17 protein-coding genes are annotated in these 16300 nt (G+C 72.1%); 8 read left to right on the top strand and 9 right to left on the bottom strand.

Annotated features, from left to right (window positions below):
• Positions 1-6: 6 nt before the first annotated feature.
• The 4 genes from ACZ43N_RS20120 to ACZ43N_RS20105 all read right to left on the bottom strand — a co-directional run bounded on the left by ACZ43N_RS20120 (position 7) and on the right by ACZ43N_RS20105 (position 3273).
• Positions 7-843, bottom strand: coding sequence for a class II glutamine amidotransferase (locus tag ACZ43N_RS20120; RefSeq protein WP_468099081.1), 837 nt, complete (start codon positions 841-843; stop codon positions 7-9).
• Between the two features lie 485 nt (positions 844-1328).
• Complete coding sequence (locus ACZ43N_RS20115) at positions 1329-1766, bottom strand: DUF7144 family membrane protein (protein WP_468099080.1); 438 nt, start codon at positions 1764-1766, stop codon at positions 1329-1331.
• 64 nt (positions 1767-1830) lie between these two features.
• Positions 1831-2271 carry an SHOCT domain-containing protein gene (locus ACZ43N_RS20110; RefSeq protein ID WP_468099079.1) on the bottom strand — a complete coding sequence of 147 codons (441 nt, stop codon included), beginning with the start codon at positions 2269-2271 and terminating at the stop codon, positions 1831-1833.
• Between the two features lie 135 nt (positions 2272-2406).
• Entirely contained in the window at positions 2407-3273 is an 867-nt protein-coding gene (locus tag ACZ43N_RS20105; protein WP_468099078.1) for a YhjD/YihY/BrkB family envelope integrity protein, read from the bottom strand.
• A gap of 344 nt (positions 3274-3617) precedes the next feature.
• Here ACZ43N_RS20105 and ACZ43N_RS20100 point away from each other — a divergent pair, with 344 nt between their 5' ends.
• The gene (locus ACZ43N_RS20100; RefSeq protein ID WP_468099077.1) at positions 3618-4244 is read left to right on the top strand and encodes a potassium channel family protein; all 627 of its coding nucleotides are present in this window, start codon (positions 3618-3620) and stop codon (positions 4242-4244) included.
• A 1-nt stretch (position 4245) separates the two neighbouring features.
• Here the strand turns inward: ACZ43N_RS20100 and ACZ43N_RS20095 are convergent, their stop codons facing one another.
• The 3 genes from ACZ43N_RS20095 to ACZ43N_RS20085 form a co-directional block, all read right to left on the bottom strand.
• Positions 4246-4443, bottom strand: a complete 198-nt coding sequence (locus ACZ43N_RS20095) for a hypothetical protein (protein ID WP_468099076.1) — start codon at positions 4441-4443, stop codon at positions 4246-4248.
• A 124-nt stretch (positions 4444-4567) separates the two neighbouring features.
• Positions 4568-5122: a hypothetical protein gene (locus ACZ43N_RS20090; RefSeq protein ID WP_468099075.1), complete on the bottom strand. Its 555-nt coding sequence runs from the start codon at positions 5120-5122 to the stop codon at positions 4568-4570.
• An 11-nt stretch (positions 5123-5133) separates the two neighbouring features.
• Positions 5134-6789 carry an MFS transporter gene (locus ACZ43N_RS20085; protein WP_468099472.1) on the bottom strand — a complete coding sequence of 552 codons (1656 nt, stop codon included), beginning with the start codon at positions 6787-6789 and terminating at the stop codon, positions 5134-5136.
• A 735-nt stretch (positions 6790-7524) separates the two neighbouring features.
• On the opposite strand from ACZ43N_RS20085, the gene ACZ43N_RS20080 reads away from it, so the two are divergent.
• Together ACZ43N_RS20080 and ACZ43N_RS20075 are read left to right on the top strand one after the other, a co-directional pair.
• Positions 7525-8190 (top strand): hypothetical protein, encoded by a 666-nt coding sequence (locus tag ACZ43N_RS20080; RefSeq protein WP_468099074.1) that lies wholly within the window; start codon positions 7525-7527, stop codon positions 8188-8190.
• A gap of 58 nt (positions 8191-8248) precedes the next feature.
• Entirely contained in the window at positions 8249-8992 is a 744-nt protein-coding gene (locus ACZ43N_RS20075) for a DUF1775 domain-containing protein (protein WP_468099073.1), read from the top strand.
• A 120-nt stretch (positions 8993-9112) separates the two neighbouring features.
• On the opposite strand, the gene ACZ43N_RS20070 is transcribed toward ACZ43N_RS20075, so the two are convergent.
• A complete protein-coding gene (locus ACZ43N_RS20070) occupies positions 9113-9472 on the bottom strand; it encodes an ArsR/SmtB family transcription factor (protein ID WP_468099470.1) in 360 nt (119 codons plus the stop codon).
• Positions 9473-9609: 137 nt separating this feature from the next.
• Between ACZ43N_RS20070 and ACZ43N_RS20065 the strand changes: the two genes are divergently transcribed.
• Positions 9610-10953 carry an MFS transporter gene (locus ACZ43N_RS20065; protein WP_468099071.1) on the top strand — a complete coding sequence of 448 codons (1344 nt, stop codon included), beginning with the start codon at positions 9610-9612 and terminating at the stop codon, positions 10951-10953.
• A gap of 921 nt (positions 10954-11874) precedes the next feature.
• Here the strand turns inward: ACZ43N_RS20065 and ACZ43N_RS20060 are convergent.
• Positions 11875-12444, bottom strand: a complete 570-nt coding sequence (locus tag ACZ43N_RS20060) for a histidine phosphatase family protein (RefSeq protein ID WP_468099070.1) — start codon at positions 12442-12444, stop codon at positions 11875-11877.
• A 261-nt stretch (positions 12445-12705) separates the two neighbouring features.
• Between ACZ43N_RS20060 and ACZ43N_RS20055 the strand changes: the two genes are divergently transcribed.
• The 4 genes from ACZ43N_RS20055 to ACZ43N_RS20040 all read left to right on the top strand — a co-directional run bounded on the left by ACZ43N_RS20055 (position 12706) and on the right by ACZ43N_RS20040 (position 16173).
• The gene (locus tag ACZ43N_RS20055; RefSeq protein ID WP_468099069.1) at positions 12706-12927 is read left to right on the top strand and encodes a CbtB domain-containing protein; all 222 of its coding nucleotides are present in this window, start codon (positions 12706-12708) and stop codon (positions 12925-12927) included.
• An 18-nt stretch (positions 12928-12945) separates the two neighbouring features.
• Complete coding sequence (locus ACZ43N_RS20050) at positions 12946-13707, top strand: CbtA family protein (protein ID WP_468099068.1); 762 nt, start codon at positions 12946-12948, stop codon at positions 13705-13707.
• Positions 13708-14027: 320 nt separating this feature from the next.
• Complete coding sequence (locus ACZ43N_RS20045) at positions 14028-15086, top strand: right-handed parallel beta-helix repeat-containing protein (RefSeq protein ID WP_468099067.1); 1059 nt, start codon at positions 14028-14030, stop codon at positions 15084-15086.
• A 58-nt stretch (positions 15087-15144) separates the two neighbouring features.
• Positions 15145-16173 carry a methyltransferase gene (locus tag ACZ43N_RS20040; protein ID WP_468099065.1) on the top strand — a complete coding sequence of 343 codons (1029 nt, stop codon included), beginning with the start codon at positions 15145-15147 and terminating at the stop codon, positions 16171-16173.
• Positions 16174-16300: the final 127 nt, after the last annotated feature.

Genomic DNA, 16300 nt, shown 5'->3' with positions numbered 1-16300 from the left:
CCGGCCTCAGTTCTGCGGGACGAAGGGGAGCAGTTCGTCGCCGCCCGGCTGCACCACGCCGTAGCTGCTCTCCGGGACCTTGTTCCAGGCGCCGGGCAGATCGCCCAGCGGCTCCGAGACGACGAGCCGGGTCTCGTCGGAGACCTCGCGCAGGAAGGTCAGGTCCGGGTGGAGCGACCGGAGCGTCTCCACCTGGGTGCTGTAGTAGAGCGAGCGCGAGGCGCCCTGGCTGGAGTAGCGGAAGGCCCACAGCCGCTGCCCCTCCGTGACGGCCACCGTCATCTGGAGCGGGAACTCAACACCGTGTTCGTGACCGATCCGCTCCACCAGGCCCGCCATCCGCGCGACGGCGCCCGGCGGGTCCTGCTCCAGACCGAAGGTGAGCGCCAGATAGAACATCATCTCGGAGTCCGTCGACCCCTCCATGTCGGGGAAGAGCTCCGGGTCGACGGCGAGCGCGAGGTCCCGGCGCATCCGGTGGAACTCGGCGATCGCGCCGTTGTGCATCCACATCCAGCGGCCGTGGCGGAACGGATGGCAGTTGGTCTGCTGTACCGCCGTGCCGGTGGTCGCCCGGATGTGGGCGAAGAACAGCGGGGACTGGACGTGGTCGGCGATCTCCCGCAGATTGCGGTTGCTCCACGCCGGCCCGATGTCCCGGAAGACGGCCGGTGAGCGGGTGTGCGAGGACGCGTCGTACCAGCCGACACCGAACCCGTCGCCGTTGGTCGTCTCCACACCCATCCGCGAGTGCAGGCTCTGGTCGATCAGCGAGTGCGCGGGCCGGTACAGGATGGTGTCGAGCAGTACGGGTGTTCCCGAGTAGGCAAGCCACCGGCACATGGGTCTCCGCCTTTCCTGGTGTTCTGGTGCGCCGACCGGCGCGGGTCACCCGGTTCCGCGGACCGGGTGGCCGTCGGGGCGTGCTGCCCGCGCCGGGCCGACCGACTGGCCGCGCCGAGCCGGGTGACGCGCGGCAAGTCGGCCGTCGCTCCGCCGAGCGGCGTGCCGGGACGGTCGCGAGGCACCCGGCCGCGTGGCGCTCCCGGCTCCACACGGCACAGCACCGGCGTGAGCAGCAGCACGTGCTCCCGTGGACACCGACCGGGACGGTGTCCGTGTCCGCTTCGACGATCGCCGTCCGGGCGGGTGAGCCGCACCAGGCCGCCGGAGCGGGCACCGCGCGCCCTTCCGGCCTGCGCGGTGTCGTCCACCCGCACGCACAGCAGGCCGAGCCGTCCGCAGTCCAGCCGCTCCCGGCGGCCGGGGCGGGCCGAGTCGACGGCCCGCGGACCGGGTGGTCAGCGCCTCCAGGGCCCGTCGTCCTCTCACATGCCGCTCGAGGCGAGGGAGTCCTTGCGCACCACGCACAGCGCCCAGATGACGAAGCCGGACATCGCGATCATCACGATCGACCAGGCCGGGTAGTACGGCAGCGAGAGGAAGTTCGCGACGATGATGAGCGAGGCGATCCCCACTCCGGCGACGCGTGCCCACGTGGACGTCTGGAACAGCCCGGCACTCACGATCAGGGCGACGGCACCCAGGATCAGATGGATCCAGCCCCAGCTGGTGAGGTCGAACTCGTAGACGTAGTTGCGGGTGCTGAGGAAGATGTCGTCCTCGGCGATCGCCGCGATGCCGCGCAGGACGTCGAGAACACCTGCGATGAGGAGCATGACGGCGGCGAACGCCGTCAGTCCGACGGCCCATCCCTGCTTGGCCGAGTGCGTGCCCGTGGGGCGGGTGTGGTGTGTGGTTGCCATTCTGCTGCCTCGTTTCGTGTGGACTCCGGGCGCGGTCGGCGACCGGAGGAGTGGGGGACGTGAGTCAGCGTTCCGAGGTGCCGGAGCCGCTCAGCACCAGTTCCTTGGCCCGGCGGAACTCGTCGTCGGTGATGTCACCGCGGGCGCGGATCTCGGACAGTCTGGTCAGTTCGTCGACACTGGTGGGCCTGCCACCGGAGCCGGCGGCGGTCTCACGGATGTAGCTGTCGAAGGCCTGCTGTTGGGCCCGTGCCTGCGCCACCTCGCGGCGGCCCATGTTCTTGCCACGGGCGACCACGTAGACGAACACGCCGAGGAACGGCAGGACGATGGCGAACACCAGCCAGCCCGCCTTGGCCCAGCCGTTCAGCTCGTCGTCGCGGAAGATGTCGGCGATGACCCGGAACAGCAGGACGAACCACATGATCCACAGGAAGAACACCAGCATCGTCCAGAAGGCGCTCAGCAGTGGATAGTCGTACGCGAGATAGGTCGGCCCACTCATGTCTGTCCTCCGTCCTGCCCGTGCCCGGCAGTCACGCCCGGCCTTGCCCCCTCAGCGTGCGCACGCCGGGGACCGCGCGTCCTCACCCGGGAAGGATGAAGCCGCACCGCCGGGGCGGACCGGCCGCGCATCGGCTCACTCGTGCTCCGGCGTCCGGCGGCGCGGGAGGGTGGCCGCCCGGTACCAGGCGCTCGACGCGACCACGGGGCCGAGGGCCAGGCCGGACACCGCGACCAGGAAGACCGCGATCAGCCAGGACATGAACGTGAAGACCGGTCCGAGCGGGCCGAACTCCTCCAGGCTGCGCTGCATGGCAGCGGGCATGAACAGGCGGGCCGTCCAGCTCAGCACCACCGTGCCCGTTCCCGCCAGCACGGCTCCGGGGAGCAGCGCACGCCAGCCGACCCGTCCGCCCAGCAGCAGGTGCTGGGACCACCACCACAGCAGCGGCGCCGACAGCACGGACAGCACCAGCCCCGTCACCGTGCCCAGCCCGAAGCCGCCGCGCAGGGGGGCCTGGAAGAGCAGGACGCCCAGCCAGACCACCAGCCAGAGCAGCCAACGCCACGCCGTCGCGGCCCGCAGCGGTGCCCGCGGCAGGTGCCAGCACCGTTCGCACACCGCCTGGAGCGCCCGGCTGAAGGCGGTGGCGGAGATGAGCGTGATCATCACCCCGAGGGCTCCCACGGTGTCCCGGGCGGTGCCGGTCGCGGCGAAGGCCTGACGCATCTCGTCGAGCGTGTCACCGCGAATCCCCAGCACCGCGCGGAGCGAATCGACGAGCAGGTCCTGCACCGCGCCGGGCGCGAACGCCGCCACCGTCATCAGCAGGGGGAGCGCCGTGACGAAGGCCTGAGCGGCCAGTCGCACGGAGCCCTCCACCACGTTGAGGGCCGACAGACGGGGGAGGAGGCGGGCGGCCGGGCCCGCGCGCAGTCCGGCGGCGACCCGTTCGGCCCTGCTTCCGCGGGTGGGCGCAACCGGGCCACGCCTTCTGGCCATGGCTCATGAAACCGCTCGGTACGGGACACCGGCCACGTTGCGAAGGCGGCGGTGGCGGGTCCGTCCGCAGGCCGGCGCCGGGGCGTGCGACGTGGTCATAGAGGTCCTCCTCCACTGTCACCCAAGGCGTTCACGCGCCTTTGGCCATGTGGTGGCCGTCCGCCGGCGGCGACGCGGTGGCCGACTCGGCCAGCGTCCCCCCGTTCGGCCGTCCCCCGGGTCACCCGCGGCGGGTGATCCGGGGGTATCCGTGTGGGGCCGGGGCGGTGGACGGGGCATCCCCGTGGGGCGGGCCGGTCGGCGGGGGCGCGCACCGACCGCGTGGCGGAGAGGACGGGAACGAGATGAGTGATCCCTCTGGGACACGGGCGGGCCACGGCCGCTCCCGGCGCACCCGTGAACGCCGTACCCGGCGGCGGGTGGCGGCCGGAGTGGTCAGCCGGACGGTGGTCCTGAGCGTCGGCGCCCTCACCGCGTACTACCTGCTGCCGCTGGAGGACTACCGCACCGGCAGTGCTCTGGTGCTGATCGTGGGGGGCATGCTGGCGGTGCTGCTGCTGTTCCTGTGGGAGGTCAGGACCATCGCGCGCTCGCCCTATCCCCGGCTGCGGGCCGTCGAGACCCTCACCGCGACCCTGGTCCTGGTTCTGGTGCTGTTCGCCACCACGTACTACTTGATGGACCACACGACGCCGGGCTCCTTCAGTGAGACCCTGACCAGGACGGACTCCCTGTACTTCACGCTGACCACGTTCACCACCGTCGGATTCGGCGACATCACCGCCCGTTCGCAGACGGGGCGGGTGGCGACCATGATCCAGATGGTGGTGGGTCTGCTGCTCGTGGGCGGTGCCGCCCGGGTGCTGGCGACCGCGGTACAGGTGGGGCTCCGTCGTCGGGGTGACGACCCCTCCGCCCCGGGAGGCTCCGGTGCCGGGCCCGAAGGACGGGGCCGGAAGTCCGGGCCGTGAGTCATCCCGGCAGCTGTCGCATCTCCACGACACGCAGTCCCAGCGACCGGCAGCGCGCCAGCAGCCCGTACAGGTGTGCCTCGTCGACGACCTGGCCGAACAGCAGGGTCTGACCGGACATCAGCACATGGTCCAGCTCCGGAAAGGCCTTGGCCAGCGTCTCCGACATATGTCCCTCGACGCGGATCTCGTAGCGCATGAGCTGTTCTCCCGCGGGCGGCCGGGGGGACTCCGTCCCTACCCGACGATCGTGCCGGTCGGTGTGTCCCGAGACCTCACCCCGTGCAGGTGAACTGCCCGGTGCGGTGGACGAGGGGGCCGGATCAGTGCTTCAGGAGGAGCTTGAAGCAGATGATCGGCAGGCCCAGCAGCACATTGACGGAGGCGGCGAGCAGCACCAGACGCCAGGAGGCCCCGGCCCATCGTGCCGCCGCGACGGACCAGCCGACCTGCCCGGCCAGGGCGACGGAGAGCGCCAGCCAGACGGCGCCCTGAACGTCCAGGCCGAGGAGCGGACTGATCGCCACCGCCAGGGCCGGTGGGACGGCGGCCTTCATGATCGGCCACTCCTCCCGGCAGACGCGCAGCACGACCCGGTGGTCCAGGGTCCGCTGGGCGAGGCGTTCCCCGAACAGCACGGCGTGCACGTGCGCGACCCAGAAGACCATGCCGGTGAGCAGCAACAGCAGCACGATCTCCAGCCGGGGGAAGGATCCCAGCGTGCCGGCGCCGAGTACCACGGACGCCGCCAGCATGGAGCCGTAGATGCCGCCGGTGTAGTCCGCGTGGGCCCGGCGCTCGGCCCGCTTGGCGCGGGCCGTGGAGTGCGCGTGGAGCTTGGTCTGGGCCTGGGTGGTGGTCCGGTCGCGCTCGGACACGGGAACCCCCTTCATGAGCGGCGGGTCGGTCCGGGCGCCCGGGCGGCCGACGCGTCGGAGTCCGGCGGCAGTGCCCGTCCTTTCCCGCCCGTCCGTCTCGTCCGCCCCGTCGGCAGATGCGGTGTGACGAGATAGCTGGCGAGGGTGATGCCGCCGGCGGCGAGGAGGGCCGCCTTCAGGCCGTTCAGCTGGGCCGAGGCGTACGCGTCGGTGAGCGCGTCGACCTCGGACGGCGGCAGTCCGGCCCGTTCGGCGGCCGAGCGCACCTGGTCGGTGGGGACGAACGAGATCCCGGCCTCCAGGGCGATGCCCGTCCGCTCGCGGGTCTCCTCGGACAGGCGCGGGTCGTCGGCCACCTGTGAGGTGAAGGCGTGGGCCAGCGCGCCGACGAGGAGCGACCCGATGAGCGCCGTGCCCAGCGCGGAGCCCAGGTTCTGCGCGGTGAACTGCAAGCCGCCGGCCTCGCTGCGTTCCTCCTCGTCCACGCTGGACTGGACGACATTGCCCAGTTGCGAGGCGAGCATGCCCATGCCCACGCCGAGCAGGGCCATGGCGCAGGCGAACTGCGCGTCGTCGATGACGGGGTCGATGGTGGCCAGCAGCCACACGACGGCCCCGACGAGTGCGGCCAGGCCCAGCCGGACCATGCGGCGCGGCCCCACCAGCCGTCCCAGCCGGGCGGCGGCAGTGGACGCCACGAGCATGGTGATGGACACCGGTAGCAGCCGCAGTCCCGTCTGGAACGCGTCGAACCCCTGGACGACCTGGAGATACAGCGGGATGGTGAAGAACAGGCCGAGCAGGATGAGGTTCTGGCTCACCAGCGTCATCAGGCCGGACCGCAGGGCGGGTACGCCCAGCAGGGACAGATTCACCAGGGGGTCGCGGTCCTGGCGCTCCCGGTGCCGTTCCCAGTGCCGGAAGAAGGCCAGTACGGCCACTCCGGCGGCGACGACGAACAGCGTCGGCGCGAATCCGAGGATCGTGAAGGGCGGATTCCGGGGCTGCACCCAGCCCCAGGTGCCGCTCTGGAGCACCCCCAGCACACCGAGCGCGAGACCGGCGGCCGAGAGGGTCGCGCCGACGGCGTCCAGCCTGGGGCGCCGTCCGGTCCGCGGGGTGTCCGCGATCACCCGCCGGAAGCAGAGGACGGTCACGACGACGACCACCTCGCCGGCGAAGACCAGCCGCCAGGTGAGGTACGTCGTCACCCAGCCGCCCAGCAGCGGGCCGACCGCGATGCCCGCACCGGCGAGTCCGCCGATGACGCCGTAGGCGACGGCCCGGTCCCGCCCTCGATAGGACTCGGCGACCAGGGCCGCCATGGCCGGCAGCACCATGGCGGCCCCGATTCCCTCGATGACGGACCAGCCCACCGTGAGGACCCAAAGGGTCGGGGCGACGGCGGTCAGGGCCGAACCGGTGGCGTAGACGAGGAGGCCCAGGAGGAAGACGCGGCGTCGCCCGAGGATGTCCCCGAGGCGTCCTCCGATGAGCATGAAGGCGGCCATGACCAGCGCGTACAGAGTGATCACGGTCTGGATGGCCGTGACCTCGGTGTCGAAGTCCTCGACCAGCTGACTGATCGAGACGTTCATGACGGAGGTGTCCAGAACCATCAGGAACTGGGCCGTCCCGAGAACGATCAGAGCCCGCCAGTGCGCCACGGTGTCCACCTCGCCGAGTCGGCCCGGGACACCGCTGAGCGTCCCCCGGGCGACGACCGCCACCGACCGGTCGCCGTCTCCATCCCAGCTCAGGGGCCCGTCCCGCGCCTCACCCGCCACGGGCGAAGCTGCTGGGCCCCGCCCGTCCGGTGACCACGACCGCCATGCCGGCTGGACAGGTCGTGCCAACCCCCGCTCGCGTGCCCGGCACAGCACTTCTGTGGCTCGCCGGCGTCGGTTCGGAAGAACACGCGTGAGTTCCGCCCGGCAGGCTGACGCCTGCTCTCCGAGCGCCGCCGACTCCCTCGCCTTGGAGGGGCCGTGCTCGGCGCTGACACGCCCTGCATGGCCGGCCGACCGCAGTGGCCTTCCTCCGTCGCCGGGGTTCCTCCATCAACCGTGTCTCCCGTCCACGTCGTACGGCGTCGGCCTGATGGCGCCGTACCGATTCAGCAATCGGGCGGGACAGCGGGCGAGTTCCGACGGTGCGCATGTCGCCCCTCACGCCTGTGGGGAGAAAGGATCACCAGCCCGAGCCGGCCCCTCGGCCCGGGTGCGAAGCGACCGTGGTCATGTTCTGGCGGCGGCCCCGCAGCGAGGCGCCCCACGCGGGCCCGCACGACGCCACCGTCTCCGGCCTGGGCAACATCCGCTCCTCACGGGTCTGTTGTGCCTCCCTTCCGAGGCGCACACCCGCGATCGGTTTGCGGGACCCTCCTGCCGGACGACCGCGCGATGACCGATGATGGGCGGATCATGAACGAGTTCCGCACCACGTCGCACCGCGCGCCAGTGCCCGTTCCACGGGCCGTGGTCTTCGCGGTCGTCGGCACGGTGTTGGGGGCGAGCGCACACCACCTGGTCGCCGAGGCCCGTCTGCCCTGGCGCAAGTGCGTGGTGACGGCCGGCGTGCTGTTCGCGGTCGGTCCGGCCGGCGCGCGGCGACCGCGCTCGCTCGGCTCGGTGGTGGCGACGTGCGGTGCCGTGCAGATGGGCGTGCACCTGTGGCTTTCGAGTGCCCACGAGACGACTCCCGCCGCACACGGGCACGTCCATCGTCGGTCGGTGGGTGTCCACGAGGCGTGGCACGACCGGTTGCACGACTCGCCGGCCATGACCGCCGTCCATGCCGTCGCCGCCGTCGGGGTCGCCGTGCTCCTGCACCGCGCGGACGCGGCGTGCCGGCGTCTGGCACGGGGGCTGACGTCGACGGTCGGAGCCGTGCGCGGGGGAATCGCCACCGCCTGGGCCCTGTGGGCCGAGGGCAGCGCCTCGGCGGATTCCGGGCAGCCGACGTTCCCTCCGACCCGGACGAGGCGCCGACCGCCCCGGGCTAGGGTGCTCGCGAACGTCGTGGTGCGGCGGGGCCCTCCCCAGGCGGGAATACCTCTCGCCCTTTGACACCGCTGGGACCGGCCCTTTCAATTCGCCCCCTGGCTCCCCCTGTCTGGAGACACTCATGTTCCGTGCCGTCACCGGGCGCCGCACCGCCCGGCGTCTGACCCTGACCACCGCCGTGGCCGCCACGGCCGTCCTGCTCGTCGCCGGTCCCGCCGCCGCCCACGTGGAGGTCGAGTCGGACAACGCCCGGGCCCTCGCCGAGAACGTCGAACTCGACTTCGTCGCCGAGTCCGAGTCCGACGCGGCCGGCATCACCGAGCTGCGCGTGGTCCTGCCCGAGGGCATCGCACCCGCCGACGTCACCTACGGGGAGGGTCCGAAGGGCTGGAAGTTCACCGCCGACGACGACGGTTACACGGTCAAGGGCCCGGCCGTGAAGGCGGGCGAGGACGTGGCGTACTCCGTCGTCGTGCGCCAGCTCCCGGACGCGAAGAAGTTGGCTTTCAAGACGCTCCAGACCTACAGCGACGGCAGGATCGACCGCTGGATCGAGCTGAGCGAGCCCAGCGGTGACGGCCACGGCAACGAGGCCCCCTTCCTCGAACTCAAGCCCGCCGCGCCCGGCGCGAAGCCGGTCAGCCCGTCCCCGACCGAGACGGAGACCGAGGCGGCCTCCCCGTCGCCCACCCCGACCTCCGTCGAAGCCGACACCACGGCCACGGCCACTGCGGCCGCGGGGGCGGGCGAGGAGGGCGACATCGGCCTGTCCGCCGGAGCGTGGGCCGGCATCGGAGCGGCCGTGCTCGTCGTCGCGGGCGGGGCCGTCCACCTCGTACGCCGCCGGTCCGGCGCGTCGGCGTAGGCGGGCCCACACGGCCGATGGCGACGTGACCGCGCCCCGTGTCCCGCCGGCTCCCAGCGGGATACGGGGGAACCCGGACCACGGAAGCGGCCGGGAGACCGTGCGTCTCGGTCCGGCTGCTCAGTCGTGCGATGCCGTTCCGCTCACCCGGTGATCCGCGTGGCTGAGTGCTTCCAGGACGAGACGCCGCAGATGCCCGTCGCGCAGGCTGTAGTGGATGTGCCGCCCCTCTCGCCGAGTCTCGACGAGCCCCGCGAGCCGGAGTTTGGCCAGGTGCCGGCTGACCGCCGTGCGTGACGCCGCGCACCGCTCGGTGAGCGAGCCGACGTCTGCCTCGCCCTGCGCGAGCAGCCACAGCAGATGGAGTCGGGTCACGTCGGACAGGAGGGCGAACACCTCGGTCGCCTCCGCGAGGCGCAGGCTGTCCGGGTCACGCAGATGCGCACCGGTAGCGGATGACAAGGACTCGCGCACTGGCATGAGCCCCAGCGTAGGCCGTACGGGTGCGGGCAGGACCTCGTCGGCGACTCCCTCGACGATCGACATGTGCACAGATGCGCACCTATGGATACAGTGGAGGTCCGTCGTCCTCGTCGAGCCGGTCGAAGGGCCGCCGCATGCTGTCCGTTCTGCGCGACCGTACGTATCGCCATCTCTTCACGGCCCAGGCCATCGCCCTGGTCGGCACCGGCCTGGCCACGGTGGCGCTGGGGCTGCTGGCCTACGACATCGCGGGCGCCGAGGCCGGTTCGGTGCTCGGTACCGCGCTCGCCATCAAGATGACGGCGTACGTGGCGATCGCCCCGGTGATCGGCGCGGTCGCCGACCGGCTGCCGCGGCGCGCGCTCCTGGTCGGCGCGGACCTGGTCCGGGCCGCCGTGGCGCTCACGCTCCCCTTCGTGGACCAGGTCTGGCAGGTCTACGTCCTGATCTTCCTGCTCCAGGCGGCCTCCGCCGCGTTCACGCCGACCTTCCAGGCGGTCATCCCGGACGTACTGCCCGCCGAACGCGACTACACCCGGGCGCTCTCCCTGTCGCGGCTGGCGTACGACCTGGAGAGCCTGGCCTGCCCGGCGCTCGCGGCGGCCCTGCTCACCGTAGTGAGCTACAACTGGCTGTTCCTGGGGACGGTGTGCGGCTTCCTCGCCTCCGCCGCCCTGGTGGTCTCCGCCGTCCTGCCCAAGCCGGTCGGCGCCGCCTGCACGGCCCGGCCGAGCGGTTCCCACGCCAAGGCGACCGCCGGAACCCGTCTGTTCCTCCGCACCGCGCGGCTGCGGGCCCTGCTCGCCCTCAATCTGGCCGTGGCCGCCGCGAGCGCCATGGTCACGGTCAACACGGTGGTCTACGTCCGCGACCGGTTCGACGGCAACGGCACCGACGTCTCGCTCGCGCTCGGCGCGTACGGCGCGGGCTCGATGACCGTGGCGTTGCTGCTGCCCAGGGTGCTCGACCGCGTCCCCGACCGCACGGTCATGCTGCGTGGGGCGCTGCTGCTGACCGCCGTGTTCCTCGGTCTCGGCGCCATCACGGCCCCCGGGAGCGGTGGTTGGCGATGGCCCGCACTGCTTCTGGCATGGCTGGCCTTCGGCGCCGCCTGCTCGATGGTGCTCACACCGACGGGACGGCTCATCCGCCGTTCGGCGCCGGCCGATCAGCGGACGTCCGCGTTCGCCGCGCAGTTCTCCCTCTCCCACGGCTGCTGGCTGCTGACGTATCCCCTGGCCGGCTGGCTCGGCGCCGCAGCGGGGCTTCAGGCGGCCGTGGTCGCCCTGGGCGGGATCGCCCTGGCGGCGGCACTGCTGGCGGTACGCCTGTGGCCGAGGCGGGAGGGGGTGGTCACCGAGCACGAGCACACGGACCTGCACGCCGGCCATCCTCACCTCGCCGGGGCCACCCGCGTTCCGGCGGGCTGGCGGCACAGCCACGACTACTCGGCGGACGGGCTGCACGCGCACCACTGATCCGGACAGGACGTGCGGCTCGGTGACACCGAGCGCGGCGGTGGGCCGTCGTCGTCACATGTGCGGCACCGACCGGAGTGCGGCGGGCGTCCTCCTGCCCTGTCCGACCGGGCTCGAAGCCTCACACCATGGCCGCATACGACTCCAGTGCTGTGACCGGAAGGGTTTGCCGCGGACAGCTCGCGGCGTCCGGCGCCGGGGGACCTCCCACGCCGTTCAGGCAGTGGGGGAGCATCGCAAGGCGGAGTAGCACCCGCGTACTGGAGGTACGCGGGTGATGCGACAGCGCGGCGAGGTGCCGTGCCGGGCGTCGCGAGCCGGTGAACCTTTCCGGTCACAGCACCAGCAGGGCCTGTGCGACCGGCGGCTTCGACGGCTCCTCCCGATGCCGGCCGAGGGCCGAGCGCCGTGGGTGCGGTCCGTCCGGGGAAGGTCCGTGCACCGGACTCCCCACCCGGGCAGATCCAACCGGTCACCTCCCTCAGCTCCGGGCGCCCATGGTGGCGGCCGGCCTCGGCGCCGCGAACGGTGAGCCGCAGGTGAACCTCGGCAGCGGCCCGCGGTCGCCGCCACCTGGACGCCGGTGAAGCAGAGGGCCGGTAACGGCGACTGGAACCCGGCGTCGAGGCGCGGGAACCCGCCTGCGCGGGGCCGGTCCGGCCCGCATTTCGGGGCCCGGGAAGTCGCGCCGGGCGCAGCCAAGCCGGCACGTCCCGCCCCTCGAAGAAACGGGCCCGCTCACGGGCCGCTGTCACCGCTGGGCGGTTCGACGCGCAGATTCATCGCGCAGATTCATGACGAGCGGCCGGACGGCCGTTGCCGGCGACCTGCCCATGGCCGTCGGTGACTTCACGTCCCGGCCACGGACGGCCCTGGGACCGACGAACCCTTCCTCGGGCGACTCGCCGAACCCGCCGCGGGTCAGTCGCCGTCGGAGACGGCGGCTCGCATGCGCAGATTCCACCGCCCGGCCCGGCCGGTGAGACACACGACGGCCAGCGGCGGCACATCGACGCGCCAGAAGGAGGTCGCCGGCGCGGAGAGCGCGTGCAGTACCGCCGCCCGCGCGACGGCCTGCTCCACCACGGCGGACACCCGCCCCGCCTCGGCGGGCAACGTCTCCAGCCAGTCGGCGACGCGAGAGCACAACGCGCTCAGGGACTCGCCGCCGTGCGGAACGGCGTCGGGATCGGCCATCCACGCCGCGAGGCCCGCGCCATCGTCGGCCGCGACCTCGTCGAGAGACCGGCCCTGCCACGATCCCACGCCCAGGTCGCGCAGCGCCGACTCCTCAAGCGCCTCCCAGCCCAGCGCCGCCGCCGTCTCACGGCACCGCCGCGACGGCGCGGTGAAACGGAGGTCGGCCGCGCCCAGCGCTCCGGCCGCCCGTCCCGCCTGCCGGGCCGCCCGCTCGTCCAAGGGTCCGTCGGCGAAGCGCACTTCACGCACAGAGGGTGCGGCGGCGCACACCAGGGTCAGCCGGACGGTCACGGGAAGCTCCTCCAGGGCTTGGTTACCGGTTCTGCCAAGGGTAGGTGGTGCAGGCCATATTGGCCGGAACCCCGATTGCCTCTACGATCTGGGACGACAAGGACGACGGCGTTACGGAAGTCCGGTGCAATTCCGGCACGGTCGCGCCACTGTGGACCTCGGTCCTCTGACCACGCGTCAGGAACCGGGGAAGTCAGACCCGATGCCGCCGTCGAGTGCTCCACACGATTACGGGACGCGTGTTCCCGAGGAGGTCTCACGATGGCGCAGTCCACTGCCGCCCCCACCCCCGTCACCCCGGCCACCGCCGCGCCGCTGCCGCTCCGGGCCATCCTGCCCTGGGCCGTCTTCTTCGGCGTCCTGATGCTGATCCTGCTGTACTTCGTCGGCGCCGAGCAGGGCGCCACCGCGCTGTTCTCCGGCGAGGGCGTGCACGAGTGGGTGCACGACGGCCGCCACCTGCTCGGCTTCCCCTGCCACTGAGGACAGGGCCGCCCACAGATGAACTCCGTCACCGTGCGCACCCTCCTGGTGCGCGGCATGCTCGCCGGCCTCGGGGCCGGCGTGCTCGCCTTCTTCTTCGCCTACCTGGTGGGTGAGGGCCCCGTGGATGCGGCCATCGCCTTCGAGGAGGCGAAGGCCCATCATCACGCGGGCGGCGAGGAACTGGTCAGCAGGTCGGTCCAGTCGACCGCGGGCCTCGCCACCGGCGTCCTCGTCTTCGGCGTCGCCATCGGCGGGCTCGCCACGCTCGCGTTCTGCTTCGCCCTGGGCCGCATCGGCCGGTTCGACGCCCGGTCGACCGCCGCTCTGACCGCCCTCGCCGGCTTTCTCACCGTCTGCCTCGTACCGACGCTGAAATACCCGGCCAACCCTCCGGCCGTCGGCAACCCCGACACCATCGACCAACGCACGATCCTCTACTTCCTGATGATCGCGCTGAGCGTTCTCCTGGGCATCGCAGCCGTCCTTCTCGGCCGCCGCCTGGCACCGGCATGGGGCAACTGGAACGCCTCGATCGCCGCCGGGGTCGCCTTCGCGGCGGCCGTCGCCGTGGCCATGGTCTTCCTCCCCGGCGGAGACAACATTCCCCACGGCTTCCCGGCCACGGACCTCTGGGAGTTCCGCCTCGCGTCCCTCGGCGTCCAGGCCGTGCTCTGGACAGCCTTCGGCCTTCTCTTCGGCTTCCTGGCCGAACGGTCCCTCGCCCAGCACGTCACGACGGCCGCGGGGACGGAGGCGGGGGTGCGGGCGACGCCGTAGCAAGCCGTCGGCACGCCTGCGTCAGGTGGCCCCGGGCTCCACGCCCCGGGGCCACCTGACGCGTTTTCACGCCCGACCGCGTTGCGGGCCGGCCGTCACCCGCGTCCATACCCGTCGGCTCCGTCTCCGCCCGGCATCGGGCCCTTCGTGACGGTCAGGGCCGCCCGGCCGGCCGGTGCTCCTCCTGAACGGCCTGCCGCCGGCGCATCGCTGCGGGCAGAAGCCGGGGCAACGGGAGGCGGTGGCGCGGTGTCGCATGACACGCCGCCGGATGGTCTATCCGGCCTGTTCTCCGGCCTTCGGGAAATACTGTGCGAAATATGAAGAAATCCCATATCACCTACATGGTGTGTGCCGCGGCGGTCATCGGCACGGGGCTCGGCGCCGCCCCGTCGGTCGCCGCCCCCCAGATGATCCTGGTCTTTCCCGGAGAGTCGATCCAGCAGGCGGTGGACTCCGCCGAGCCGGGAGACACCGTTCTCCTGACCCCTGGTACGTACCACGAGAGCGTCACGGTGAGCACGCCCCGGGTCACCTTGCGCGGCATGGGCCGCAGCACCGTCGTCAGGCCGAGCGCGCAGAAGGCCGGCAACAGCTGCGCCGAGGGCGGCAACGGCATCTGTGTGACCGGGACGAAGGACCGCAGCGTCAAGGACGTCACCATCGCTTCCCTCACCGTGACCGGCTTCGCCGGGACCGGCGTGCACGCCGTGGCGACCGACGGGCTGACCGTGCGCAAGGTGACCGCGACGAACAACGGGGTCTGGGGCATCGCCCAGGAGCGGTCGGTGCGCAGTGTGCTCCGGAACAACACCTCCCGGGGGAACGGCGACGCCGGCCTGTTCCTCGCGAACACGATCAAGGCCGAGGAGGGAGCCAAGGACACCGGGGGAACGGTGGTCGAAGGCAATCGCCTGACGGGCAACCGGATCGGCATCACCGTCCGGCGCCTGCGGAACCTCACCGTCGCGGACAACCACCTGACCGACAACTGCGCGGGCGTGTTCGTCGTGGGCGACGAGAACACGCCGAGGGCGGGCGCCCTGACCGTGCGCGACAACCTCATCGCACGGAACAACAAGTCCTGCCCGAGGACCGCGCGGCTGGACGCTCTGCAGGGTTCCGGCATCGTGCTGACCGGTACCGAGGACACCCTGGTGACGGGGAACCGGGTCATGGACAACGTCGGCGCCTCCTCGCTGTCGGGCGGCATCGTCCTGTTCAAGAGCTTCGTGGGCATCCCCGGCGAGCGGAACCGGATCACCGACAACGTGGTGAAGGGCAACGCGCCCGCGGACCTCGTCAACGCCGACACCGGCAAGGACAACACCTTCGCACGCAACTCCTGCCGGGCGTCCAGGCCCGCGGGACTGTGCTGACCGGCGCCATGGGCACTCATGGACGGTCTCTCATGAACTCGAGGAAGGAAAGCGGCGCATGACGACCGCACAGACCGCACCACCGCCGGCCATGCGCCTGAGGGAGCTCGTGTTCGGGGCCGCGTGTGCCGCGGCCATCCGTGCGGCCGCCCGGCTCGGCGTCGCCGACGCCCTCGGAGACGACCCGCGATCCGTGACGGACCTCGCGGCCGCCGTGAAGGCCGAACCGAAGCCGCTGCGACGGCTGTTGAGGGCCCTGACCTGCTACGGCATCTTCGCCGAGCAGCAGGACGGGACCTTCGTGCACACCGACATGTCCCGTCTGCTGCGCGAGGACGCCCCGGACAGCCTGCACTTCATCTCCCTGTGGTGCACCGAGCCGTGGACCTGGGACGCCTGGCCCATGCTGGACGAGGCGGTGCGCTCCGGCCGGAACGTCGTGGAGGACCTGTACGGAAAGGAGTTCTTCGACTACCTCAACAACGACGCACCGGAATCGGCCGATGTCTTCAACCGGGCCATGACGACCTCCAGCGCGCAGTCCGCGCGGGACGTCGCGCAGTTCCTCGACCTGTCGGGGAGCTCGACCGTGGCCGACATCGGAGGCGGCCAGGGGCACGTGGTGGCGAGCCTGCTGGAGAAGCATCCGTCACTGAGCGGCATCCTGCTCGATCTCCCGCGGGTGGTGGAGAACGCCGACCCGCGGCTGCGCCCGGGAGGCGCGCTCGCGGACCGGATGCGGATCGTGCCCGGGGACTGCCGCGTGGCCGTCCCGGCCCGGGCCGACGTGTACATCATCAAGAACATCCTGGAATGGGACGAGGACAGCACCCGCCGGACCCTGCGCAACGTCATCGAGGCGGGCGGACCCGGAACGCGGGTCATCGTCATCGAGAACCTCGTCGACGACACGCCCTCGATGCGGTTCAGCACCGCCATGGACCTGCTGCTGCTCCTCAACGTCGGCGGGGCCAAGCACACCACCGAGAGCATGGTCGCCAGGCTCACGGACGCCGGCCTGGTCATCGGCGACATCCGCCCCGTCAACCCCTACCTGCACGCGTTCGACTGCACCGTCCCCGGATGACCGCACCCCTTCGGCGGGCCTCCTGGGCAGCCGGGGGGGGGGGGGGGGGGGGGGGGGGGGGGGGGGGGGGGGGGGGGGGGGGGGGGGGGGGGGGGGGGGGGGGGGGGGGGGGGGGGGGGGGGGGGGG

This window comes from Streptomyces sp. NPDC030814, assembly GCF_055572155.1.
The sequence above is the reverse complement of the archived record's forward strand: the minus strand, read 5'-3'. Positions and strand labels throughout refer to the sequence as shown.